Below are 24,937 nucleotides of genomic sequence, written 5' to 3' on the forward strand. Positions count from 1 at the left end.
CTATTGAATAATCGTAATCGCTTTGGTTTCCGTTTCGGTGAGGTTTTGGTCTCGGGAGTAAAACTTCACTAGCACCGCATATGTTCCGTTGGGGACAAATTTTCCATTGACAATGCCGTCCCATGGGCAGAAAGGCTGCCTTGGCTCGAGATTTTCGTGTTCGCAGTAGAAAATCAATTCTCCCCATCTGTTGAAAATAAAGACCTCTACCTCATCAATGTATTCATTGGCATACAGGATAAAGTTGCGGTTAGGGTCATCCAAAACTACTCCGCTTGGGTATCTTACTCGCAGCCTGCAGTCCTCCAGTACAGTGAAGGTGGCGATATACTCACAGCCTAGGTTGTCAGACACAGTCAATTCGTAATTTCCGGGCATCTCAGGCGTAAAGATTCCTTCAGTTGAGACTTCTTGTCCATTCAGTTTCCAAGAGTAGTTGTCATAGTCACCAGGGTTGATACTGGTAGTGACTCCTTCTACTGCACAGATGGTAATCGGCTCTAAAGGTACTATCGGGGGTATGATTGTGGACCGTTGGACTACACCGCTTGCTCGGCCCAACTCACAGCCCAAACTACTTCTAACCAATGCCTCGTAAGTTCCTTCCTGACTCACGTCTATGATCGGAAGGTCGTCAAACTGCGGGATTCTGGTTCTTGTGCCTCCATTGACACTAAACCATTCTATCGCTCCTACATTGGTGAGATCTCCCTCGATTTGGATGGTAGTACTGGAAAGTTCAATACAGAAAGGCTGTACTTTGAGAGTAATGGCTACCGGTTCGGTCAATACTTCAGCAGTGAATGGAATAGGGTTGGTAGGGCAAAGTCCTCCTGATACCGGCTGGACCTCCAGAGAATATTGCCCTGCCCGGCTTGGTACAAAAGTCTGCCTTCTTCCTACGATCACTCCCAAGTCGTCTCTCCAAAGGAATACCACATCGGCTGGATCCGCATTATTCAAAATAGCCTCATATCGGATTCCACTTTGACAATCAATTACCGGCCCTGAAAGCTGATAGTCAAGAGGTTGGGTCAAATCCACCTGCATTTGAATTTCTCTTGGACAATCCACTCCGGTAGGATCCTCTCCTCGGATGGTATAAGTATCAGATTGGGTGAAAGTAAACTCCCCTGAGGCGTTAGGAGTAAATACTGCTCCACTGGAATTGGTAGCAGAATAGGTCAATGGATTAGGTCCTGAGGGAGCAAAAGTGAAGCTTTCGCAGGCCGTGACTGAAGTGGGTACGGAGAAAAGTACCTCCAATTTCTGTGCGATGTTGTAGACCGTAGTATCAGGAATTGAACACCCAAACTGATCTCTCACTTCCACCAAATAGTCTCCAAAAGGCACTTCAACATCGAAGGCGGCTGTAATAGGCAGTGGCCCCGTGAATACCTGACCGTCTCCCTGCCTTACTATCTCATATTCCCCGATCTGAGCCAAACCATTATCGAAGGAGATTGTGATCACTCCTGGACTGATTCCAGTGGCTGCACAAGTTTCATCCTGAGTATTGACTGAAAATGCCAGCGCTGTGGGAGGATTGAGATTCTCTACAGTCACAGAGGAGGAGAAAAAGCATCCCGAAGCATTGTCAGCCTCAATGGTGTAAACTCCCGGCAGAACATTGGGAACAGGAAGGACATCGCCTGCATTGACATTGTTGAAAGTGAGTCCCAATTCAGGGATTCTTACTTCCGTTGCATTGGCTTGCATCTGAATTTCAAAAGCACCGTCTGCAGTAGCACAGTCTGTTGCCGGACTGGTGGCAGTAGGGACCAAAAGCGGAAGTTCGTTTACCAAGAGATCGCTGGTTTTTTCGAAAATACAGCCCGGTAAAATAGGATCTTCCCCTACGAAAATGATTTCGTACTGGCCTGGGCCAGGAAGATTGATGACAAAGAGTTCCAACTCAAAGAATTCACCCAAGGATACCCGTGTTGGATCACCATTCAGGGTGTAAAACCACTCTCCCACCAAAGGCGTATCGGGAGCAAAAGTCACCACCACATCTTCATAGCAGACTTCATCAGCTGAAGCGTTGACCTCAAATTCAAATGCAGGTCCTACAAAAATCTCTGCAGTGGAAGGACAGGTTTCGAAGAACAAAGCTTCATCATTGCTAAGCCCATCCGGCAGTCGATAACTCACCCTTACGGTATAAATACTCTCTTCATCCACGGTAATGGAATTGGAGTTTTCATCCCCAAAAATCACTCCAGCCGCATTGGTCCATTGGAAATCATATAGCCCACTTGCAGGATCATAGCCATCGATGGCGGTCAAAGTAACCGGATTGCCAGCGCAAAGGGTCGCATCGGATTCCAAAGTAAGTGCAGGTGGAGCTACCACTTCAAATTCACCTTCTGCCTGAAAATAATTTACCTCGGCGCAACGGTCCACACGCAGATTGACTGTGTAAATTCCCGGTTCATTCAATACCTGATTCAGGGTTTGGAATTCATCACCTGGCCCACCAAACTCGTTCAAAATTACTGTTCCGTCGTCCTTAGTAATTGTCCAAAAATAGGAGTCGATATCCGGCTCTCCAGCTCCTTCAAATATGGCTTCCACCCCAAGGGTGGGATCAAGACAAAGACGGGTAGGAATCGACAGGGCTGGTTCAGGAATAGAGCTTCCAGAGTTTTGAACAAAATTAGGCAGCCCCAAATTGGATGTCCCCGGCATGGGTTCTACAGCATCCAAAGTAAAGGTACTCCTGCCTGAACATCCACTTCCTACCTGAATTTGACCAATTCTATTGTCACCTACCACAGCAGCATACACCTGCCCGTCTGATGCGATTTGCAAAGCGCCTAGGTTTAGGGAGGCAGTTCCACTTACCTGATTTTTAGTAGAAAGGATGCAGGCCTGTCTTTGGGCTCGAGTGGTGGCATTGGCAAAACATGCCGGGCAGGCAGGAGCATTGGGATCATCGTTTTCCACCTCTTTGATTATCATTTCCTCCACTCCAGGTCCTCCGTTTCGATAGGAGACCAAAATTCGGTCCGAATCATTGGAAAACTCCAAGCCATAGATATCCCCATTGCAACCCATGTCCAATCGGGCATATTCACTCATTTCCCCGGTCTGCTGATCAAAATTGAATATTTCGACTTTGTTGCAGCCACCTTCAGAAATAGTAACGGCCAACTTTGTGCCGTCGGGGCTGAATTTCATGGTTCCAAAACCCGAATTAAACCCATGATTACTTCCCACTGAACTCAGAACTGCCGGGCCGATTCCGTTGACGGTGACAGGATAGGCTCGGAAGGTATTGTTGCCCAATTCATGGAACATCACCCAAGTCGTATCTCCTGAAGTAAGCGCGGCCGTTTGCTCAGTGCTTGGGCTGAAGAGGAAGTTATTTTTGGTGGTTACATTTCCTACGCCTGTCTGGTTTTCGGATTTGATATCCACTACACTGTAGCTGACGGTGTTAGATCCTCCACCTTGAGCCTGGGTGGTAAACAAATAAAAGAGAGTGGGTTGGGTTGGGACAGGCACAGCAATCACAGATTGGGTAGCTGAATTGTCTCCGCCGATATTGTCCCCATTCTGCATCAGTTGACCATTTAGGTCCCAAACAGAGGCCCCATCTGTAAAGAATAGAACCTGTCCAGCCTGATCAGAGATAGTGGTTGTTCCTGCAGGGATATTCTGAGGGTGTCGCTGAGCAATAGGTCGGGGAGTAGGAGCATTTTCATCATCCGGGTCAGGATTGAAATCCAGACCGGCGCCGTCTCCAAAATACCAAATGTTATTAGTTTGATCTGGCACATCCCACATTTTCACACGAATCTCTGCATAGGCATAGCAGGAAGAACCTTGCTCTCTCACAAGCACCCAATATAGCCCGGGTCTGCATACCTCATTGGGCTGCTTGCTGATCCAGCCCTGATCCCGCTTGTTGGACCAGAAGTATTCGTAGTTTGTTCCAGCCCCTCCCGGAGCTTCTCCACCTTGTTCTCCTTCGGCAGATTGGGCTTGGAGAAAAGCCTCGATATCTATGCAAGATTCGCATATCGTAGTATCTGAAGGGGTGAAATTAGCCTCGAGGTTGTTTTCGGTAAGAGGAATGGTTTTAGTCACATCTCGGGTAGTACCATCAGCAAATTCTACCGAAAGAGTGACAGTGACACTGGATTCTTGAGCCGCATCCTGTGGAATCAGGAAGTGCTCCTGATTGAAGTCTGCAGGTAGTGGATTGCCATCTGAGTCAGTCAGAGGAGGTGTGAATTCCCAATTGAAAGAAATGGGCTGGTAATTCTGGGGTGTGATTTCGCTGGTTAGCTGGACCGGATTGTTGGCGCAGGGCTCTTCAGGATCCCAAGTAAAGTCCACTGTGGGATTGATGTCGGCATTGGGAGCAAATGTTGGAAAAATCTTTCCGCAGAAATCTGTCCCATTAAAGGGGTCTTCTTCCACCACGACTGCAGTCAAATCCGATTCATCAGGATTGGTTACTCTACCGATGAGTTGAGGACCTCCAGCCACTTCCTCATAGATGTAATATACTTGCCCGTCAGGGCCAACTTTGACATCATAAATCTGATGCAAACTGGGGTCTGTAGGTATCAGTTCTGGGCTTGCACTTAGGTCAGATGCAGGGACCCGGAAAAGCTGATTTCCTCTCGAAAAATAAATGTAATCCCCATTTGGGGAGAATTCTGCACCACCGATTTCTTCGCTGCTGCCTGATGAATCTATAGGCTCGGGATTGCCGAAGTTTCCTGTTGCAGAATCAAAAGACAGCACAAGAATATCATCCCCGGGATTTTCAGAAATCACAAGGATTCGGCTGCTGTCCTCATCGAAAATGATGGCCTTTGGAGTGAATGGGATTCCACGTGTGTCTGTTTGTGTAAAATCTCCTTGGGTGGATTCCAGCCTTCTTGAAATAAGACTTCCGCCAGAAAAACTGATCAAATAGGAAGGGGAGGCTGGGGTTTTTACTACCAAGACGGCACCCTCAGCCGGTCCGATAGCGACGTCCTTGGCGATCACTTCACCTAATGCAGGTTCATTTCCTACCGCCTCTCCAGGAGCATTCATGTCCACAACTGCGTATTGCAACTGACCTGCTGGAGAAATGTAAAAAATGTAAAAAAGCCTGTTCCCGTTTGGATCATATTCCAAAAATCCGGAAGCTACGGTTTGTCTTCCATCGATGTCTCCGTTCAATCCTGGCGCACTGCCCTGAAGAGGATTTGATCCGAAATCGTAGACTAATTCCCCATTGGTAAGAAAAAGAGGCTGACCGGTGATCGGGTCTATAGCCAAAGAGTTGTTATTTGTCCCCACCAAGACAGTAGAAGGAAGGGTTTGTACCGTAGCAGTACCTCCTTTTCCGAAGGAGAGATAGTTGTTTTCAGTACTTGTGCCGCAGTATCCAAATATCCACTCGTTGTTATTGAAGCCTTGTCCAAGGGAAGCACTGGTATTTCCCAACCACAAAAAGGTCGTGATCAAGCTGAAAAAAAACGGGATAAGTATGGAATACGATTTGCTTTTCATATTTTTCGAACTGCTTCTAAAACAACCTAAGTGTGCAAACGTTTAGAAGCTGACTGAATATTCAAATAAACGAACAAATCCTTGTTACGGTCTCTGCTTCGATTGGTTTTTTTTATATCTGCATCATTTGCGCTGGTGCAGCAGTCTTATGGACAGGACCCGCAATATAGCCAATATTACGCGGCGCCTCTTTACCTCAATCCAGCGATGGCAGGAGGGGAGTTGACTGGAAGAGTTGGATTTAATTATCGCAACCAATGGCCTAGCATCGATGCCCAATTCACCACTTTTTCTGCTTACTATGATACCTATCTTCCTGACTACAATAGTGGAATCGGTGTACATGTGATGCAGGATACGGAAGGCGCAGCCAAGCTTCGTTCCACTTCTGTGTCTTTGATGTATTCTTACGAATTGAAATTGGGCGAAAACAGCTACTTCCGACCCGGTTTTCAAGCTAGCTATATCCGAAGAGAGATTGGATTTTATGAAAATCTGGTTTTTGCCAATAACATCAACGATGCAGATCCTTTTGGAGACCTGATCAATTTCCCAACGGATATCCCGGGCTTGGGAGATCCGGTAGGAATGCTTTCGCTTTCTGTTGGCGGCTTGTTCTTTACTGAAAATCTTTGGGTAGGTGTGGCGGCTCATCACGTAAATCAACCCAATCAGTCTTTTATTGACGGATTGAGTCCACTTCCCATGAAGCTATCCCTTCACGGTGGGTATCGAATCGATCTGGGTGAAGGCACCATGAGAAGTGATTTTACCCACATGCGTCGGCAGCGATCTATTACACCGACAGTTAATTTCAAAAGACAAGGACCATTTGAGCAATTGGACTTAGGGGCTTATCTCTATCTCGAACCCATCGTGTTTGGACTCTGGTATAGAGGTGTACCCTACCGGCCTGTCGAGAACCAAAGCAACCGTGACGCAGTTGTAATGATGGTCGGTGTCAATCTGCTAAGTGGACTGAATATCGGATACAGCTTCGATTACACGGTTTCCCAACTGGGAATCCAAACTGGAGGCGCTCACGAAATCAGCCTTTCCTGGACTTTGCCAAACAGCTATCAGGGAAAACCTTCACGCAGGGACACTATCCTTCCTTGTCCTAAATTTTAATCAATTTCATGAGTTCAGAGGAATTAAAATACCTTTTGGTGGGGGTGTTGGTATTTGGCTTTTTGGTGAGGAAAACACTGAAAATGCTCAATGTCAACCATCCCATTCCTTCCATCCCTGAAAATCTCTCTGAATACCTCAGTGAATCCAAGCTCAAAGAAGCAAAAGCCTACCAAATGGAAAATTTCCGTTTTGGACTCATCGCAGGCACTTTTTCTTTTTTGTTTACTCTGGCCTTCATTTTATGGGGCTGGTTTGGAGCTTTGGATTCTTGGATTGCGGGGTTTGAAATAGACCCTCTATATCAATCCTTACTTTTCTTCGGGATCGTATTTATCGGGTCCGACATCCTTAGCCTTCCCTTTGATTGGTATTCTACCTTTGTAATCGAAGAGAAATACGGCTTTAATAAAACCACCCTTGGGACCTTTTTCTCTGACAAGCTCAAAGGATATCTGTTATCCATAGTAATAGGAGGAGGTCTGTTACTGGTTTTTCTTTGGCTGATTCATCGCATGGGTAAGGATTTTTGGTGGCAGTTTTGGCTGATTGCCTCGGTGTTTATGGTCGCAGTAAACCTGTTTTACACGGCATGGATTCTTCCTCTTTTCAATAAGCTTACTCCATTGGAAAACGGAGAATTGAAGGATAAAATCATCGGCTATGCCCGTTCGGTAAACTTTCCCCTAGAAAATATTTTTGTAATGGACGGGAGCAAACGCTCTTCCAAAGCAAATGCCTTCTTTTCCGGATTCGGATCGAGAAAGAAAGTCGTCCTTTTTGATACCTTACTTGAGCAGCATCCTCCGGATGAATTGGTAGCTGTTTTGGCTCATGAGGTGGGACATTATAAAAAGAGACACATCCTCTGGAGTATGGTAATCTCGGTAGCCCAAGTAGGGTTGATGTTGTTTCTCTTGGCTCAGGTGATTTTTTCTGAAAACATGAGTTTGGCTTTGGGTGGAAATTCGTGGTCTCCTGAGTTGAATATCATCGGTTTTACCATGCTGTTCTCTCCGATTTCGATGGTCTTAGGGATAGGGATGAACTGGCTAAGCAGAAAAAATGAATTTGAGGCAGATGCTTTCGCAAAGACCACTTTTTCAGGGAAGCCTTTGGCAGAAGCCTTGAAGACCCTTTCGGTAAAAACCCTCAGCGATATCAACCCGCACCCTTGGTATGTATTTGTGAATTATTCGCATCCTCCTTTGCTGGAGAGACTGGCGAGGTTGGAGAGATAAGTGGGATTTATTTTTGCGGTATTCGACCCATTGACCATTTTTCCATTGATTTTGGGCGGAAGACGGGTGACTGAAGACCGATGACTCCCAAAACTTGGATTTTGAAGCTCTTCTGGTAATTCAAATTTTTTATTGGCAGAGGTTCGAAGCCATACTTTTTTCATGTCTAAAGATTTAAGTGAAATTTCCTTTCCTCTCGGGTTTATTGCAGTGATTTCCCACAGATTACCACAGAAAAAGGCATAGATTTTCACTGATTTTTTTTGCTCTTTTCCAAAAAAAAGACCCCCAAGCAAATCTTGACGGTCTAAAATCTTGTGTCTTAAGTCTTATATCTCTCTTTTAAACTTTATAAAATTCTTCCCAACCCTTTCTTGGTGGCAGTCCCATGAGCAGTTGATTGGCCATGGAGTTGTTCGTGATTTGTTTGGTTTCCCGGTCAAATTCCAATTTCAGTCCTGTCCATTGAGCCAATACGCCCAAGCAGAAAACCTGACTGAGTGGTCCTGCTATCTCAAACGGAGATCGGGTTTTTTCTTCTCCTTTGCAGGCTTTCAGGAAGTTTTCAAAGTGATTGGATGGGCTTTGCGGTACTTCCGGGAGCTTGGATTCCCATTCTTTGGCTTTTTCCGAAGGAATAATGGAAAGGGTACTTCCATGAGACCCGCCTTTGAAAGTCAACTCTTTGCTGTAAATGATTTTTCCGGGATTGAGTTTGGCAGGCTGGATTTGTCCGTTGCTTGGTGGCGGGATATTAGGGTCAAGTTCGGAGACTCCATATCCATCGGGCACCGGAGGAATATTATCCAATCCATCATACCAAGTAATCGTCATGGGAGGCATAGCGCCGCGTTCCGGAAACTTGAACTCCAAGGTAGTGGACATGGGGAAGAAAAAGGAATTGTGACCACTGAGTTTGGTAGGATTGATTTCATAAGGCAGTCCCAATTCCAAAAACTCATGCGCGGTATCCATGATATGAGCGCCCCAGTCTCCCAAAGCCCCCATGCCGAAGTCATACCAGCATCTCCATTGGCCGTTGTGGTAATCTTTGTTGAAAGGATGGGGTTGGGCCTGTGAAGTCCAGACATCCCAGTTTAGGGTATCCGGGATGGATTCTCCGGCAGGATATTGACTGATATTGGGGTCCCATCCATGCCAGCGTCTGCGGCTGTTCATGTGAGCCGTCATGGCAGTCACATCCTTGATGATTCCTGCTTCTTTCCAGGTTTTAAACTGAAAATAATTTCCCTCCGAGTGCCCCTGATTTCCCATCTGGGTAGCCAGTTTAGGGTTTTTCTTTGCGGCGGCCATCATCAGTTCCACCTCCAGAAAGGTTCTTGCCATGGGTTTTTCTACATAGACATGCTTGCCTTCGGCCAAAGCCATCATGGTCACCGGAAAGTGGGAAAAGTCAGGAGTGGCAATGCTTACCGCTTCAAATTCCCCTCCGATCTCATCAAACATCTTGCGGAAATCCTGATATTTCTTTGCCTGAGGAAACATGTTCATCACCTCCAGGGTCTGCTTGGCCCCCATATCCACATCACAGAGCGCGACAATGTTACATAATCCTGTTTTGTGCAGGGCTTTGATGATTTCCGCTCCCCGATTGCCAATGCCGATGCAAGCCAGATTGACTTGGTCACTTGGGGCTACATATCCGTGGGATTTGCCTAAAACTTCGGGTGAAACGATCGTAAGACCGGAAAGACCGAGTACTGCTGTAGCACCGGTTTTGAGGAAGTCTCTTCGATTGGTGGACATAATGGATGATTTTGGGTCAGTTATTTTACCGATCTAATCTACCCAACTCCCATCAAAAATTTTGACATCCTTCGAAAAATCAACGGAAACCATTGCGGAGGGAATATTTCCTAAATCAGAAATCTTTCTTTGGCATTTTTACTAACTTTTCTTCTCCGATAAACCAATAAACTCATGCGTGACCTTGCCGACTTTCCTCATCCTTTGACCGAGCTTTTCCCCCAACCCAAATCTGCCTCCGATTGGGATCAATACCGTCTCAGCAGAGATCAAATCGACTTTTTCCACGAAAATGGTTATTTGGCAAATATCAAACTTCTGGATGAAAAGCAGATCGAAGTCCTGAAAAAAGCACTCGATGAAGTAATGGACCCCAAGCATCCTTTGCATCATCTTTTCCATGAATTCCACAGCAATGAATCAGGGGATCCCAACAAGGTTCTGTTTCATTCCTTGGGTCATTGGCGGATTGCGGAGGCCTTTCATGATGTGATATGGAATCCGGCTTTCCGCATGGTCGCTTCCCAATTGCTGGGAGATCGTCCTGTTCGGTTTTGGCACGATCAGCTCTTTTGCAAGCCTGCCCACCACGGGGGAAATGTGGCTTGGCATCAGGATTACAGCTATTGGACCCGCACGATCGAGATGCAGCACCTGACCTGCTGGTGCGGACTGGATGATGCCACGGAGGAAAATGGCTGTTTGCAGTACGTGCCGGGCTCGCATCGTTGGGGACTTCTGGAAAAGCCTGCTCTTGCCGGAGAAATGGATGGCTTGATGGCGATGATGACGGATGAGCAAAAAGCCAATTTCAAACCGGTTGCCATTCCCCTCAAAGCCGGTCACGCCGCATTTCACCATCCGCTTTTGGTGCATGGAAGTTTTGCCAATTTTTCTCCCCGATCCAGAAAGGCTTTTGTGCTCAATGTCTTCGCTGATGGTACGGTATCGGATACCAATGAACCGCTTTTGGAAGGTGTTCCTGTGATCCCCAAAGGAGAAAAAATGGGAGGAAAGTTCTTTCCATTGATTTTTGATCCGCAGAAATTGGAGGATTGAAAAATTGAAAGATTTGAAAATTGGGTTCGATACTTGGGCGGTTTTTTGGAGAATATTATTCCAGATTCTACCCAAAAGCCCAACTTCTTTTTAGTTTCGTTCTCCTTTTTCCTTTCTTTCAAACTTGCCTCTTCATTTTTGAAATTAGGGTTGAAGGCTAAAAAAATTGTCGTTATTCCAAAATCGTAATTCGTAAATACAAATGGCTTCAGGATTATTTGCCTTGCTTGATGATATCGCTACTATCATGGATGATGTGGCCACCATGACCAAAGTTGCTGCCAAAAAGACCTCCGGGATTTTGGGGGATGACCTAGCGGTAAATGCTGAAAAAGCCTCCGGTTTCATTTCTGACCGAGAGTTGCCAGTTCTTTGGGCGATTTCAAAGGGTTCCCTGGTCAATAAATTGATTATTCTCCCCATAGCTTTTTTACTCAGTGCCTTTGCACCGGTGGTAGTCACGGTGATTTTGGTACTGGGAGGTATGTATTTGGCCTATGAAGGTGCAGAAAAAATAATGGAGTGGATCTTTCCTCATGCTCATGGACATGAAAAAGTAGACTTGGAAGTAGATATCACCCCTGAACAGGTTCTGGCTCAGGAAAAGAAAAAAGTCAAATCTGCGATTACCACGGATTTTATTCTTTCTGTAGAGATTGTCATTATCGCCTTGGGAACTGTGGTCGATCAGCCGCTGAGTACACAGATCGTGGTAGTTTCCATCATTGCCTTACTTGCCACAGTAGGGGTCTATGGACTGGTGGCCTTGATTGTCCGAATGGATGAATTCGGTTATAAACTCATTGCACTTAATCCAGAGGACAATACCCTTTCAGATAAAATCGGCCGGGTGTTGGTTCAGGCTTTGCCTTATTTGATTCGGATTATTGGTTTCTTGGGTACGATTGCTTTGCTCTTGGTGGCTGGAGGAATCTTTTCCCACAACATTGATTTTTTCCATCATCTGCTTCCTACTTGGCCTGGAATAATCAAAGATTTTGTCCTTGGTCTAGCTGTCGGGATAGTGATTTTGCTTCCAATTCTTATTTTTAAGAAAATCAAAGGCAAAAAGACTTCCTAGTCCCAAATCCCAAACCAGATGAATAGCTTCCTCTCCCGACTCAGAATTCCGTTTTTCCTTCTTTTTTACTTTTTGATCTCGGAGGGGCTTGCCCAAAATGGGGTCACTTTTCTTCAGTTTGAAGGAAAAGAGGGCCCGGGAAAGGGAAAGCATATTGTGTTGGTGGCGGGGGATGATGAATATCGTTCCGAGGAATCCATGCCCATGCTGGCCAAAATTCTTTCAGAAAGGCATGGGTTTAAGACCACGGTGCTTTTGCCCATTCATCCGGAAACAGGAGAGGTAGTTCCAAATTACCAAAACAACATTCCCGGATTGGAGCATTTGGAGACAGCTGATCTGATGATCATGCTCATCCGATTCCGAGAGCTTCCCGACGAGCAGACCCAATACATTGAGAACTTCCTGAAAGCCGGGAAGCCGATCATCGGTCTTCGTACTTCTACCCATGCCTTTGCTTATCAGAAAAACAAAGAATCCCGATTTGCCAAGTGGACTTGGAATGGGAAAGAAGCCGGTTGGGAAAAGGGCTTCGGAAAGCGGATTTTCGGAGAAACTTGGGTCAATCACCATGGAGTCCATGCCAAAGAAGGATGCCGAGCGCTCATCGATGGTGTTCAGCAGATGAATGATCATCCTGTTTTGAGGGGAGTAAAGGATATCTGGGTGCCAGAAGATGTGTATGGAATTCAGGGACTTCCCAAAAGTGCCACAGTACTTATTCATGGACAGTCCACAGCGGGGATGGATGACAAAGCACCCTTGATTTGGGAAAAGTCCGTGATGCCCATTGCCTGGACCAAGCCTTATCAGCTGGAAGGGGGAAAGGAAGGAATGGCCTTTTCCTCTACGATGGGTTCATCCATGGGTTTCCAAAGTGCAGATTTGCGAAGATTGATAGTGAATGCTTCCCTTTGGCTTTTGGAAATGCCCGAAACGATTACACCTGATCTCAATGTGGATTATGTAGGTGCTTATCAGCCCACCATGTTTGGATTTGATACCTTCCGAAAAGGGATGAAAGTGGCGGATTTTAAATAAGTAGCAAGTAGCTGGTATCAAGATCAGAAACAAGAGACTAGACTCAATCCCTATTCGACATTTCATATCTTTTTTAATATCGAATGTCGAACGCCGAATGATGAAGAAAAGAAGAGGCAAATAAAAAATTGAATTCAAAAGAAATGAACAAAATAGGATTTAACGTGCTGGCTTGGTCAGCAGAGATTTCTGAGAATCTTTTTCCGATTCTGGACCGATTGAAAGCCATTGGCTACGATGGTGCGGAGTTTTTTATTGGAGGTACCGATGAAAAAGCCTGTCGAGCCGTGGGAGATCATTGCAAAAACATCGGGCTGGAAGTCACCACTGTCACCGTGATGGGGCCGGATGAAAATCCCATTTCCCCGGACCCAAAAGTGAGGGAAAAAGCCAAAGAAAAGCTGCTTTGGATTCTCGATCGGGCTGCGGATCTCAACTCTCAGGTCTTGTGTGGCCCCTATCATTCCGCATTTGCCACGTTTGCAAGTCGTGCTCCTATCGAGGACGAGTACAACTGGTCCGCTGAAGTACTTCATTCGGTGGCCGATCACGCCCAAAAGTTGGGCGTACTCATGACTCCTGAAGCCTTAAATCGCTTCGAATGCTATCTGGCCAATACCATGGATCAGTTGGATTACCTGCTGGCAAAAGTGAATCATCCCAACGTAAAGGCGATGTTTGACACCCACCATGCGAATATGGAAGAGAAAAAACTGGGTTCTGCCATAGAAAGAATTGCTCCCAGATTGGGTCATTTCCATATCTCTGAAAACGACCGGGGAACGCCAGGTTCAGGTCATGTGCCTTGGGACGAAACCTTCGCGGCATTGAAAAAGGTGAATTACAAAGGTTGGTTGACCATCGAAGGATTCACCAGAAATGACCCGGCCTTTGCCAATTCTATTGGGGTGTGGCGAGAGTTTTCTGCACCTTGGGATATGGCGGAAAATGGGTTTAAGCTAATTCGAGAGATGGGGGAAAAGTACGGATTGTGATCCCTGTTTTTTGGATTTTCACATTTCCAGAAAAGTAGGTCGAGATTGCAAATCTCGACCGGCTAGAAAATTTCTATCAAGGGGATTGATTTCAAACCTTGATTTTTTTGAGGAATTGAATTGCGCTTTAGGTCTTTATCCTCTGATTTTTGATTCCATTTGCTCATCTTGATTATCTTAGGGAGTCTCAAGCCTTTGATTTTCAATGATGAAGTTAACTTTTCTCCCTGCTGTGTTCTTGATTTTCTTTTTTTCCTGCCAGGAAAAACCCAAGGAGCCAAACTTTTCCACAGACCCTTTTGCAGCCCTTTCTACGATCCAATGGATTGACTTGACTTATACTTATGACTCCACAACCCTGTATTGGCCAAACAATCTCAAGGGGTTTCAATTGGAATCAGATGCAGCCGGAATTACCGAATTGGGTTACTATTATTCCTCCAATAGCCTTTCTACCCCGGAACATGGAGGGACCCACCTCGATGCGCCGATCCATTTTTCAGCTTCAGGCAAAACCCTCGATCAGCTGGGTTTAGACCAATTGACAGGAAAAGGCGTCCTGATAGACGTGAGCGAGTTGGCCTTGGCGGATCGAGATTATCTGATTGACTCTGCAGCTATTTTAGATTGGGAAAGCGAGCATGGAATGATTCCCGAAGGGACTATCTTACTGTTTCGGACCGGATACGGAGCTTTTTATCCGGACAGGGAAAAGTACTTTGGCACAGCCAAGACAGGTCTTGAAGCCATTCCCGAACTCCATTTTCCCGGGATTCACCCGGAAGGAGCTCGTTTTTTGGCAGAAAAGCGAAAAGTGAAAGCGGTAGGTCTAGATACGCCGAGTCTGGACTATGGTCAATCCAAAGACTTTGCCGCGCATCAAGTGCTGATGGGATACAATATCCCGGGTTTTGAAAATGTGGCCAATTTGGATCAGCTGATTGAGAAGGAGTTTTACGTAGTTGCCCTGCCCATGATGATCAAAAATGGAAGCGGTGGGCCACTGAGGATTATTGCCGGAGTAAGCAAACCTTGACTTTTATTTTCCAATGATGAGGAAAAGAGCATTTTTTCTATTTATTCTTTTTGGTCTGATAGTCAAGACCGTACATGCCCAAAAGTTGGATAGTTTACTCAGCGTTTATCATTCCAATCCCAAAGGAGAAGAGCGATTTGCCGTGCTGCAAGCCTTGTTTGATTTGTATGCATTCAATGATCCCGAGGAAGCCAAAAAATATGTTTCGGAACACTTGCAACTCGCAGAAAGCGTGGAGGATGCGATGCAGATTGCAAAGGCTAATTACAATTTTGGGGTTTTGATCCAAACGCGAGATGATTACGACTCTGCAGCTTTTTGGTACCAAAAGGCGATTCAAATGTTTGAAGACCTGAACTTGCCCGGACAAGTGGCTAAGGTCAATTTTGCCTTGGCGATCTTGGAATATTATCGGGGCAATTATGGGAAGGCACTGTCGCTTTTGGATCAAAATATTTCCATTTTGATTGAAATTCAGCCGGATAGTACTTTGGCTGGAGAAGATTTTTTATTAAAAGGTCAAATAGAGAATCGCAAAGGCAACATGAATATTGCTCTCATCGAGACTCTACGTGCAGTAAGAATCCTGCAAAAAAAAGGAGATGAACTTCGTCTTGCAGATGGATACAATATTTTGGCAGGTCTGGAAACTAACTTGGGGAATTTTGAAAAGGCAATCGAATACAATCTTTTGGCTTCTGAAATCTACCTGAATTATGAAGACCGAATGTTTCAGGCACAAGCCCTTAATGATATTGGCAATAATTATTTCTACCTCAATAATTTTCCCCTTGCAATTCAATATCTCCAAGAAAGCATCTCTCTTTCCGAGGCGATAGGAGCAAAAGATCTTGAGGGTACAGCTTACACCAATTGGGGAAAATGTCTGGTGGAGCAAAAGAAATTTTCTGAGTCTATTCCACTTTTGCTCAAGGGGCTAGCCATCGTGGAAGAGACCGGAAACAACCTGAAAATTGCGGAAGCCTGTAATCACCTCAGCGAAAGTTACATTGGGCTGGAGCAAGCCCAAGTAGCTATCGACTATCTGGATCGAGCGATCCGGTTTGGTCAAGATCAGGGAGCCAAAGAAACCTTAAGTCAGAGTTATTTTTTTAGATCCCAAGCCAAAGAACAACTTGGAGATATCGATGGCGCATTGGATGACTTTCGCACTTTTGCAGCTTTGAGAGATTCCCTTTTGGACCAGGCAAAATCACAGCAAATCGAAGAGCAGCGAACTCTTTTTGACTTGGAGCGAAAGGAAAAGCAAATCGAACTTTTGGAACAAAAAGCGGAAATTTCCCAACTCCGGCAGAGTGTTCTTGTTTCAGGGCTATTTGCGATGGCATTGGCTATGGGATTAGGTTTTTATGCTTACAGGCAAAAAATCAAAAAGAATGAAATCGAGCAGCTGCGTATGAATGAGCAGCTGGAATTCAAATCCAGAACGCTGACTACCCAGGCCCTTCACTTGGCCAAAAAGAATGAAACCCTTGAAAACCTCAGACAAACTGCCCTCAGGCTGAAGGAGGAAGCTGAAGAAACCTCAGGCTACCAAAAACTGATCAGGACAATTAACTCGGATTTGAATGACGACAAGGGTTGGACCGCTTTTTCCCGGTTTTTTGAAGAGGTCCATCCCGAGTTTTTTTCCAAAGCTGCGAATAACTTCCCAGGACTTTCCCCCTCAGAATATCGCCTGATGGCGCTGATTCGGATGAATCTATCCTCCAAAGAAATGGCTAACATTCTCATGATCAGCATGCCCGGAATCAAGAAGGCCCGACAGCGGCTCCGTAAAAAGCTGGGTTTGGAGACAGGAGACTCCCTAGAGGAAGTTATTTTGACTCTCTGAGCAGCTCATTTTTTAAAAGTATACCATTTGTCCCCCCATGATTTTTTTGATCTCAAAGATCTAGGGATAGGTTTGGCTTACAGCTGATTATGGCTAAGCGTGTATTAAAAACCTTTCCGCAATGAAAAATTCAAATTCTTTTACCAGCTATTTGATCGGAATTTCCCTTCTTTTTGCCTTCTCCTGTACTGACCCTGTGGAGCCTGATACAACTCCCGGCACGATTCAGGAAGGACAGGGAATATCAGAAAGTGATTTGGAAACCTACGAAGGCGAGGTGGGTTTGGTGCTCAACCTTCGTGAGCTTGCCCGAAAGGGCTGGAAGCCTACTGAAGCTGAGTTTGAACTTCAGACCTCAGGCGAGGTTTTGCGCAAGGCCGTTCCGGTGGATGAGTTTGGTTACCTTGCGGTACTGAAGTTTCCGGTAAAGGATCTTTCTCCAGCCCAACGTACACAACTCACCAATGGAGTAAAAATAACCGTCAATGTGAAAGATCAAGCCAATGAGCCTATTTTGACCAAGGCTGATTTGGGCACTCTTTCCCTTCTTTCCAATCTTACTCCTATCGCCATCAATGCGGCGTCCTTACCCGATACCGAAGAAGTTTCCAATTATGCCTTATTAGGGGGTACAGGAATGTATGTGCAAAAGGTAAACAATCAGGGAGTACCCCAAACAGGAGCCATGCGATGGAATAGGGATCCGTTTTTTGGGAATACCATGACCGTAAGCTCGAATACCACCTTCTCAGGAAATCAACCGGATTTTGTGTTCAATTTTACTCCGGTTCCAGGTCAAAAGAATACATTTTATATCCAATTGGCTAGTTCTGGAGAGTATTTGCAGATAGCAGAGACTTTTTATGCCAAGGAGCCGCCAGTCCGAATCCATTTTGCTCCAGTCAATTCGGGTAGGAAAAATCTGAACGGACTCTCCAATTCCGTTCTCGCTAGCTTCCAGTTTAGAATTCAAAAAGTGGGAGAGGGGCGATTTCGCCTGATTGATCACCGCAATCGACAAATCCGAGAGGCAGCAGGTGTGGGTTTGACTGTCAATCTATCCGGTGCCAAAGAAGTCTTGTGGAGATTTGTTGCCAAAGAAATCGAGTGGAGTGCCCAGCCTATTGCCACTTCAGTCTTGGAGCCGGTTCTTCCCAAAGCCACCTCGGGATTCAGCTTCAACAGTACCTTGACCAATTGCAGTGGAGGGCAACTTCAGCAAACGGTCGGAGCGGACTTCAGCGAGGAGAGAACCACCACTGTGGGGTGGGCAGAATCCATTTCTGTCAACAACACCAAGACTGTGTCTGTATCTTCCACGGTGGGGGTCACGATTAGCGCTCCTTTTTTTGGGGTCAGGTCCTCCTTGAGTGCATCGGTGACCACGGGTTTTGAATGGAGTCATTCGGTCACTTCCGAGTCTTCCCAATATGAATCCCAAACCACCACCAAGCGGGAAAGCTATTTTTCCAGCCGGGTCATTACTGTACCTCCCAGATCGGCATCCTTGGTCTATGATGCCTATCAATATTATGAAAATGTCCGTGTCAATCATGTTCAGCGGATCCGTATTTCAGGTAAAAACGAAAGAGGAAGGGCGCTTACCGGTGCTGAGATACGGACGCTTTTTGCCTTTTCCAACTTCAATGGAGTGATTAATTCGGTCGAAGAGAATTCAGTCGTTGTCACGATTATGGGTTTCACCATTTTGGATAAATTCATGGACACGCAGAGCAAAGTGCAGGAAGTACCTCCAAGATGTAATTGAAGCCTTCTGGATTGAAGAAATAGGAACTTGGAATCAGGAGATTAAACTATCTTTTTGACTCAAATCGATTGTATTCAAGAGGTAGCCAAAGCGGTCAGTTGGACAGGGTGAAAAATAGGGTTTCTAGAAACCCTTCTTTCCTAGATCAAAAAAATCCCGTTCTTTTTCAGGACGGGGATTTTTTGTGGGTTTATTCTTTGGCACCGGGTCCTTTGACCATTCTTCCCGGTAGGGCTCCGGTGTGTTCTCCATCTTTGAGGGCTTGAGTGCCATTGACAAGGACATGAACCATCCCGGTGGAGTATTTCATAGGATTTTCGAAGGTGGCATGATCCTGAATTTTAGCCGGGTCAAAAATCGCCAAGTCTGCAAAATACCCTTCTTTTAAAGCTCCCCGTTTTATGATTTTCAGATTAGTGGCTGGCAAAGTGGTGAGCTTGTAAACCGCCTCTTCTAAAGAAATCACTTTTTCATCCCGAACATACTTGCCAAGCAGTCTGGAGAAATTGCCAAAGGCCCGTGGATGAGTGCTTGACTTCAGGAAAACTCCCTCGGTAGCCAATGAACCCCCATCCGAACCAAAACTCATGTAAGGTAAGGCGATCTGTTTTTTGACATTTTCTTCTGACATCAGGAAATAGACCGTTCCAACCCGACTCCCGTCCTGAACCACCAAGTCTATGGCTGTCTCAGCAGGTGAGGTGTTTCGTAGGGCTGCAACTTCGGCTAGAGTTTTTCCAGTCAGGTATTTCAAGCTGTCGTTTTTGAAGCCTACCAAAATGATTTTATCAGGCCCTTCGACAGCCTGCATCAGACTCTCCCATTCTGTAGTCGGGGTGGTCATTTCCTGCAAAACCCTTTTTCTGATGGCAGGGTCTTGCAGTCGCTCAGCCCATTTCTCGTATCCACCTTCCTGAACCCAAGGAGGCATCGAAGCATCAAGCCCCGTTGCTCCAGCCACATAATTATACATGTCGGTGGTGATTTCCAGCCCGGCAGCTCTGGCTGAATCAATTTTGGCCACCACCTGATCGTATTTGCTCCAATTGTCCCTTCCGCTCATTTTGAGGTGATAGACTTCCGCACGAATCCTCGCTTCCGAAGCAATCCGGATCAGTTCGTCCAAGCTTTCCAAAAGCTTCACGCCTTCACTTCGCATATGGGAAATATACATTCCGTCATATTCCGCTGCGACCTTGCAGAGCTCGATCAACTCCTCAGTACTGGCGTAGAATGCAGGAGCGTAAATCAAGGAGGAGCCCACGCCTAATGCTCCTTCTTCCATGGCCTGTCGGACCAGGTTTTTCATCCGTTCCAATTCCTCCGGATTAGGTGCACGGTCCTCATAGCCCAGTTCATGGATTCGGACGGTGGTAGCCCCAACGAAAGAGGCTACGTTGGTAGCTACTCCTTTTTTCTCCAGAAATTCCAAGTATTCTTTGAGAGAGGTCCAGGAAATGGGGTATTTGATATCTCCCTGGGATTTGAGTTCATCGGCTTTCATAGCTTCCGAAAGCGGTCCCATGGAATTGCCTTCACCAAAGACCTCCAAAGTCACTCCCTGACGGATGTCACTTTGAGACTTGCCGTCCTCGATGAGGGATTCCACTGCCCAGCTGAGCATATTGATAAAGCCGGGAGCCACGGCCAGTCCTGTGGCATCAATTTCCAAGGTGCCAACAGCGTTTTCCAGTTTGCCGATGGCTGCAATGGTATCTGCATTGATTCCCACATCGCCGATAAAGGAGGGACTGCCCGAGCCGTCCAAAATCTGCCCGTTTTTGATTAATATATCGAATTGTTGAGGTTTTTGGCAGGAAGAAATTCCAATCAGACAGATCAGAAGGAGATAAAAAGCTTTCATAGGCTGGGGGTTAGTGAGGAAAAGATAAGGAAACTAGCTGAAATATTTGGGAGGCTGGATTGGGGATCCCTTGAATGCCAATTATTTAAAAGGTTCCTATTAGGGAAATGGATTTTAAAGTTTGGGTTGGCTTTTCTCTTTTTCCAAAAGAATCTTCCCGAAAATCGGCGCCACCGCACTTCCTCTCCAACCTCCGGAGTAATTGGCAGCCATATACAAATCTAGCTCGGGGATAAAAACCACTTGGGTGCCCCAAAATCCCGAGTGACAAAAGGCGTCTAATCCATTAACTTTTACCTTATACGTGCCCATTTGGTAGTCCATTCGGGCTTTGGTTTCATAAGTCACTTGCTCAAGCATGATTTGTAAGGTCTCCTCTTGTTCAAAGATTTTTCCCTGAAACAAAGCCTGGAAGAAATCCACCAACTCCTGAGAGTTGGAGACAATCCCACCCCCTCCAAAGTAATCCATCGTGGGGCTGAAGGCATAGGTATCTCTTCCTTGGAAATACTGGTGAATTCGGAGTCGGTCAGTTTCGGAATCCATTCTTTCGAAGTCTGTTCTATCCAGTCCCAAATCTTCCAACCCAAGGAGTTCCTTGATTCCTCCGTCCAGCGATTTGCCGGTATACTTTTCGATCAATTCTCCCAAAATCACATATCCCGTATCCGAGTAGCTAAACTGTCCTCCGGGAGTACCGATGGGTTCTCCTTTTTCGACACACATCCTGAGTTGTTCAGTGCGGGTCCATTCGTATTCAGGAGTGCCTAGGACAATGTCAAAAAACTCAGAGGCATTGGTGTGATCGAAAAATCCGGCCGAATGTCTGAGAATCTGACGAATGGTAATTTGGTCCAGAGCATAATCCTGAGCAAGGATTTGTGCATGCTCGGGGGAGATATGTTTTGAAATCGGGTCATCCAGGCTCAAAATCTGGTTCTCCATCAGTCTCAGAATGCCTGCTGCGACATAGGTTTTCGTCACACTGGCAATCCGGAAAGTCTGCGCGGTTTCCAATGAATCTCCAATTGCCGCATTATTGATTCCCACAGCGCCAGACCAAGAAAGACTTTCATCTCCCGATTCCAGGGTAAAGAGGATCCCCGGATTGGACTCCGTGATTTCAGATTGAAGAACCTCCCGGAAGTTTTGGCCCTTCCCCTGAATGAAGGTTCCAGTCAATAGGGTGATTCCGAATAGATAGGGCAGGAGTTTCATAAAAGGAAAGGACTTAGGTTTTTAATTCGAATTAGAGGGACTTTAGAGTTGGAGCTTGACAAAAATCAATGAGCATCAAATTCAATGATCAAAGAATTTGCTATCTGAAAACTGCTTACTGCCTACCGTCTATTCCTCCTCGGGAATGGCCATGGTGTGGTTTCCCAAGAGCTTCCATTTTCCGTCTAGCCAAGTGTAAGTTCGCATAAAATGGTACCTCGTGGGGCTTGGGCCTCGGTCCACCACAGTGTAGCCGGATACGATTCCGGTTTGTCCCAAAATGACTACTTTCTGATCACTGGACACGCGGCCCTTGGTATTATCCACTTGGCCTCCCTGAATCCGCTTGGCTCGGGCCAAAACTTCTTTTTTACCATCAATCATTCCGGCATGATTATGCACCCAGATAAAATCATCCGCCAAGAGAGTTTCCAAAAAGCTAACATCAGAGGAAAGTAGGGCTTTTTCCCAGCCAAGATCCAGTTGGATTAGGCTGTTTTTGGCGGCCTGAGTGTCGCCTTGGGAAAATCCCTGACAGATGAAGCAAAAGTAGAAGCAAAGGAGAAAAAGCGTTTTCATAAGTAGGAAGATTTAGCTTAGGATTCGATATGGAAAGGGTAGCATTGAGTTGCCGAATAGGTAATTTACCGATTATAAGGATATTCTTGAATCAGATTAAACCCACGTTGGATAAGGGGATATTCCTCTTTCTTCTTTCTTTTGGCTTGGGCCTTGAAGGTCTGATTGTCCATATTGAGGACAAGCAATACCTCCCCATTTGAAGTTTCTTGAACCTCCAAGGTGTTGACATTGGGTTCATTTATGGAGCTTGCGAAGACAATCAGCCCATTTTCATCCATTTTTTGGATGACAAAGTACTTGGTGATTTTGGATTCACTTCCCCAGGATAAAGCTTTATCGTCTATCACCAGTCGCTCAAAGGGAAATGGACTTTCTGTTTTAAATTCAGTATAAAAGCCCTGCCAAGGATGGGTGGGTACAAAGGTCAATTGAAAGTAGAGATGATTGGCCAACGTGCCGAATGAAATTAATCCCACAAAAAAGAAATTGATTATCACCCAGGCTATTTTGCCTCGTTTACTTCGAAAATAAGGCTGTTCTTTTTCCAATTGGGCCGGTTTGTGCAGGAAAAATAACTCAAACAATGATTTGGCATAAGGAAGAACAATCAGAATGGAAAAGAATAGCAGATGACTGGAAAATATTTTTACAGGGACATCAAAAGAAAAATTTACCAAAACAATATTTAGGCAAACCCCAATCGAAAGCAAGGCTCCAAAGACTTTGGTTCTGGGTAATAGAATTAAAAGTCCGGCACTGATTTCTGAAATGCCCATAAAGAACTTGTATGTGTCTGAGAACCCAAAGAACCTCCAAGCCAATCCCATGGGGGACATATCACCATACATTACTTCCATGGTGCCAATGTTTGGTCCGGGAAATTGGCCATTCCAGAATTTGATGGCACCATAGGAAAACAAGGATAGCCCAACGAAATATCTCGCATAAAGAAGTGCCCAGCGATAAAAATTGCTGTATTCGGACTTACTGCCTTTTGATAAAAAAATGATTCCCGCCACCAAAACCGAGGCTACAACCGCAAATGCCAAAAAAGCAAAGTCAAAGGTGGTATCCCCACTTCCGGTAAGCTTAATTTTAGAAATCTCCTCCCAGCCCAGGATTTTTTGCCCAAAAAACAAAACCACCCATTCTTTGGGAATATCATAGAGATAGGTGGTCAGCAGATTAAGAATTGGGATGTATTGTATGGGAAAAGGAAAAGCAATCAGAAGAATGTAAATTCCCATCCAAAGACGGAGAAATTGATTCAAAGAATAAAAATTTTTCATAGTTAGTGGTTGGTTAGAACGAATGAAAATCGGAACAATTTCTTGGTTTAACTATCTGATTTGATCAATTTTCACCGATTCAAGAGCAAAATTTTTCAGGGGGATTTGGAGTATATTTTTGAGAAAAGCGCGGTCGCTCTCTCCTTTTATTCCCAAAGAATAAGTTTTGGCAGTTAGTTAGGATAGGCTAAGCCTTTGAACTTGCATTTATCCTGATTTTTCTTCGGAAGGCTCTAATTGGGCTAGCGTTTTCTTAAAGCTTTTTTCAAATCAAAGCTCAATTGGCAGAGGAGGAGTCAACTTTCGCATTCATCCGCTTCGTCATTCCGATAATCAGGAAAAGAAAAATGCCCAAAAAGCCCAAGAGAAATCCATACCCCGTATAAATGGCAATTTTCCCAAAGAGAAAAGGCATCAGTGTAATTCCCACATAGGCACTTGCCATCTGTAATCCCATGATGCTTTGTGCGTGTTTTTCTCCAAAATTGGCTGGGGTCTCATGAAGCAAACTCGGAAATATCGGTGCACAACCTAGCCCCACTAGAAGGAAACCTGGAATTACTGTAATTGAAAATGGAAGCAGCAAAAAAACCAAACCCAACCCGATCACTCCCTGACCCAAATAGACCAATTGCCTGTTGGTAAAATGAGCAGTTAAAAACCCCGAGAAAAAGCGTCCTAAGGTAATTCCGAAGAAATAAAGAGAAGTGAGGCGGGCGGCCTGATCTACCTCGTAATTTTTCACAAAAACCAAAAAACTGGCTCCCCACATGCCAAAACTGGCCTCAATCGTGCAATAACAAAAGAAGACAAACAGGGCATGTTTTAATCCCTGAAGGCGTCGAAGTAAAGAAAAAAAGCCGGAGGAACCTTCTTCCTCAGAAGATTCTTCATTGGTCTTGGATTTGAGCCAAAGAGGAAAGGACAAGGCCAAAATCAAAACAAGTCCCAACTGAATAGAGGCAATGGTGCTGTAGCCCTCGGACCAGGAATTCCCTTGTGCCAGATAGCTTCCGATGATTATTGGGCCTATGGCGGCCCCGACTCCCCAGAAACTGTGCAGCCAATTCATCTGCTTGGCTTGATAATTTATGGCAACATAAGTGTTGAGTGCAGAATCTACTCCTCCTGCACCCAGTCCCAAGGGAATGGCCAGAAGGCAGAGGTAGATAAATTCCCCAGAAAATGAAAATCCCATCAAAGCCAAGGCCGTCATGGACACGCTGAGGGTGATCATCAGGGGATAACCCAGAATCTGCAGAATTTTCCCGCTGAGCAGACTTGAAACTACCGTTCCCGCGGCAATTATCATGAAGATAATTCCTCCGTAATCCACAGGGACACCCAAATCTTCAAACATAGCCGGCCATGCGGCTCCCAATAGCGAATCCGGAAGGCCAAGACTGATAAAGGCCATGTAAATAACCAAAAGTAAAATGCTTTTTTTGAAGAGAACCGGAGAGCTGGATTTTGCCATAAAAAGTCGGGTA

General features: G+C 45.5%; 17 protein-coding genes. 9 read left to right on the plus strand and 8 right to left on the minus strand.

Annotated elements, in window-relative coordinates; genetic code table 11:
- Complete coding sequence (locus AAA938_RS15135) at window positions 1–5,520, minus strand: hypothetical protein (protein WP_338229584.1); 5,520 nt, start codon at window positions 5,518–5,520, stop codon at window positions 1–3.
- A gap of 81 nt (window positions 5,521–5,601) precedes the next feature.
- Between AAA938_RS15135 and AAA938_RS15140 the strand changes: the two genes are divergently transcribed.
- Both AAA938_RS15140 and AAA938_RS15145 read left to right on the plus strand, forming a co-directional pair.
- The gene (locus AAA938_RS15140; protein ID WP_338229585.1) at window positions 5,602–6,651 is read left to right on the plus strand and encodes a PorP/SprF family type IX secretion system membrane protein; all 1,050 of its coding nucleotides are present in this window, start codon (window positions 5,602–5,604) and stop codon (window positions 6,649–6,651) included.
- 8 nt (window positions 6,652–6,659) lie between these two features.
- The gene (locus AAA938_RS15145; protein ID WP_338229586.1) at window positions 6,660–7,892 is read left to right on the plus strand and encodes a M48 family metallopeptidase; all 1,233 of its coding nucleotides are present in this window, start codon (window positions 6,660–6,662) and stop codon (window positions 7,890–7,892) included.
- Here the strand turns inward: AAA938_RS15145 and AAA938_RS15150 are convergent.
- Together AAA938_RS15150 and AAA938_RS15155 are read right to left on the minus strand one after the other, a co-directional pair.
- Window positions 7,844–8,056, minus strand: a complete 213-nt coding sequence (locus AAA938_RS15150) for a hypothetical protein (RefSeq protein ID WP_338229587.1) — start codon at window positions 8,054–8,056, stop codon at window positions 7,844–7,846. The two genes, AAA938_RS15145 and AAA938_RS15150, sit on opposite strands and share 49 nt — an antisense overlap.
- 178 nt (window positions 8,057–8,234) lie before the next feature.
- Complete coding sequence (locus AAA938_RS15155; RefSeq protein WP_338229588.1) at window positions 8,235–9,659, minus strand: Gfo/Idh/MocA family oxidoreductase; 1,425 nt, start codon at window positions 9,657–9,659, stop codon at window positions 8,235–8,237.
- A gap of 174 nt (window positions 9,660–9,833) precedes the next feature.
- Between AAA938_RS15155 and AAA938_RS15160 the strand changes: the two genes are divergently transcribed.
- From AAA938_RS15160 to AAA938_RS15190, 7 genes are all read left to right on the plus strand, one after another.
- The gene (locus AAA938_RS15160) at window positions 9,834–10,718 is read left to right on the plus strand and encodes a phytanoyl-CoA dioxygenase family protein (protein WP_338229589.1); all 885 of its coding nucleotides are present in this window, start codon (window positions 9,834–9,836) and stop codon (window positions 10,716–10,718) included.
- A gap of 202 nt (window positions 10,719–10,920) precedes the next feature.
- Window positions 10,921–11,799, plus strand: a complete 879-nt coding sequence (locus AAA938_RS15165) for a DUF808 domain-containing protein (protein WP_338229590.1) — start codon at window positions 10,921–10,923, stop codon at window positions 11,797–11,799.
- Window positions 11,800–11,817: 18 nt separating this feature from the next.
- Complete coding sequence (locus AAA938_RS15170; RefSeq protein WP_338229591.1) at window positions 11,818–12,840, plus strand: ThuA domain-containing protein; 1,023 nt, start codon at window positions 11,818–11,820, stop codon at window positions 12,838–12,840.
- A gap of 143 nt (window positions 12,841–12,983) precedes the next feature.
- Window positions 12,984–13,835, plus strand: a complete 852-nt coding sequence (locus tag AAA938_RS15175) for a sugar phosphate isomerase/epimerase family protein (RefSeq protein WP_338229592.1) — start codon at window positions 12,984–12,986, stop codon at window positions 13,833–13,835.
- 205 nt (window positions 13,836–14,040) lie between these two features.
- Complete coding sequence (locus AAA938_RS15180; RefSeq protein WP_338229593.1) at window positions 14,041–14,871, plus strand: cyclase family protein; 831 nt, start codon at window positions 14,041–14,043, stop codon at window positions 14,869–14,871.
- A 13-nt stretch (window positions 14,872–14,884) separates the two neighbouring features.
- Window positions 14,885–16,726 (plus strand): tetratricopeptide repeat protein, encoded by a 1,842-nt coding sequence (locus AAA938_RS15185; RefSeq protein WP_338229594.1) that lies wholly within the window; start codon window positions 14,885–14,887, stop codon window positions 16,724–16,726.
- Between the two features lie 121 nt (window positions 16,727–16,847).
- Entirely contained in the window at window positions 16,848–18,494 is a 1,647-nt protein-coding gene (locus AAA938_RS15190; protein WP_338229595.1) for a hypothetical protein, read from the plus strand.
- Between the two features lie 190 nt (window positions 18,495–18,684).
- Here the strand turns inward: AAA938_RS15190 and AAA938_RS15195 are convergent, their stop codons facing one another.
- From AAA938_RS15195 to AAA938_RS15215, 5 genes are all read right to left on the minus strand, one after another.
- Window positions 18,685–20,358 (minus strand): N-acyl-D-amino-acid deacylase family protein, encoded by a 1,674-nt coding sequence (locus AAA938_RS15195; protein WP_338229596.1) that lies wholly within the window; start codon window positions 20,356–20,358, stop codon window positions 18,685–18,687.
- A gap of 114 nt (window positions 20,359–20,472) precedes the next feature.
- Entirely contained in the window at window positions 20,473–21,576 is a 1,104-nt protein-coding gene (locus AAA938_RS15200) for a serine hydrolase domain-containing protein (RefSeq protein WP_338229597.1), read from the minus strand.
- A 129-nt stretch (window positions 21,577–21,705) separates the two neighbouring features.
- Window positions 21,706–22,155 (minus strand): nuclear transport factor 2 family protein, encoded by a 450-nt coding sequence (locus AAA938_RS15205; protein ID WP_338229598.1) that lies wholly within the window; start codon window positions 22,153–22,155, stop codon window positions 21,706–21,708.
- 65 nt (window positions 22,156–22,220) lie between these two features.
- Complete coding sequence (locus tag AAA938_RS15210) at window positions 22,221–23,447, minus strand: hypothetical protein (RefSeq protein ID WP_338229599.1); 1,227 nt, start codon at window positions 23,445–23,447, stop codon at window positions 22,221–22,223.
- A 277-nt stretch (window positions 23,448–23,724) separates the two neighbouring features.
- Window positions 23,725–24,924: an MFS transporter gene (locus tag AAA938_RS15215; protein ID WP_338229600.1), complete on the minus strand. Its 1,200-nt coding sequence runs from the start codon at window positions 24,922–24,924 to the stop codon at window positions 23,725–23,727.
- Between the last annotated feature and the right edge of the window lie 13 nt (window positions 24,925–24,937).

Origin of the sequence: Algoriphagus taiwanensis (assembly GCF_036245645.1) — a bacterium.
In the GTDB taxonomy this organism is placed as follows: Bacteria; Bacteroidota; Bacteroidia; order Cytophagales; family Cyclobacteriaceae; genus Algoriphagus; species Algoriphagus taiwanensis.

What these genes read in the sequence shown, in the direction of transcription:
- AAA938_RS15185 (WP_338229594.1), top strand. Translation starts at nt 14,885, where the DNA reads ATGATGAGGAAAAGAGCATTTTTTCTATTTATTCTTTTTGGTCTGATA.
- AAA938_RS15145 (WP_338229586.1), top strand. Translation starts at nt 6,660, where the DNA reads ATGAGTTCAGAGGAATTAAAATACCTTTTGGTGGGGGTGTTGGTATTT.
- AAA938_RS15210 (WP_338229599.1), bottom strand. Translation starts at nt 23,447, where the DNA reads ATGAAAAATTTTTATTCTTTGAATCAATTTCTCCGTCTTTGGATGGGA.
- AAA938_RS15150 (WP_338229587.1), bottom strand. Translation starts at nt 8,056, where the DNA reads ATGAAAAAAGTATGGCTTCGAACCTCTGCCAATAAAAAATTTGAATTA.
- AAA938_RS15160 (WP_338229589.1), top strand. Translation starts at nt 9,834, where the DNA reads ATGCGTGACCTTGCCGACTTTCCTCATCCTTTGACCGAGCTTTTCCCC.
- AAA938_RS15190 (WP_338229595.1), top strand. Translation starts at nt 16,848, where the DNA reads ATGAAAAATTCAAATTCTTTTACCAGCTATTTGATCGGAATTTCCCTT.
- AAA938_RS15165 (WP_338229590.1), top strand. Translation starts at nt 10,921, where the DNA reads ATGGCTTCAGGATTATTTGCCTTGCTTGATGATATCGCTACTATCATG.
- AAA938_RS15215 (WP_338229600.1), bottom strand. Translation starts at nt 24,924, where the DNA reads ATGGCAAAATCCAGCTCTCCGGTTCTCTTCAAAAAAAGCATTTTACTT.
- AAA938_RS15200 (WP_338229597.1), bottom strand. Translation starts at nt 21,576, where the DNA reads ATGAAACTCCTGCCCTATCTATTCGGAATCACCCTATTGACTGGAACC.
- AAA938_RS15175 (WP_338229592.1), top strand. Translation starts at nt 12,984, where the DNA reads ATGAACAAAATAGGATTTAACGTGCTGGCTTGGTCAGCAGAGATTTCT.
- AAA938_RS15135 (WP_338229584.1), bottom strand. Translation starts at nt 5,520, where the DNA reads ATGAAAAGCAAATCGTATTCCATACTTATCCCGTTTTTTTTCAGCTTG.
- AAA938_RS15205 (WP_338229598.1), bottom strand. Translation starts at nt 22,155, where the DNA reads ATGAAAACGCTTTTTCTCCTTTGCTTCTACTTTTGCTTCATCTGTCAG.
- AAA938_RS15170 (WP_338229591.1), top strand. Translation starts at nt 11,818, where the DNA reads ATGAATAGCTTCCTCTCCCGACTCAGAATTCCGTTTTTCCTTCTTTTT.
- AAA938_RS15155 (WP_338229588.1), bottom strand. Translation starts at nt 9,659, where the DNA reads ATGTCCACCAATCGAAGAGACTTCCTCAAAACCGGTGCTACAGCAGTA.
- AAA938_RS15195 (WP_338229596.1), bottom strand. Translation starts at nt 20,358, where the DNA reads ATGAAAGCTTTTTATCTCCTTCTGATCTGTCTGATTGGAATTTCTTCC.
- AAA938_RS15180 (WP_338229593.1), top strand. Translation starts at nt 14,041, where the DNA reads ATGATGAAGTTAACTTTTCTCCCTGCTGTGTTCTTGATTTTCTTTTTT.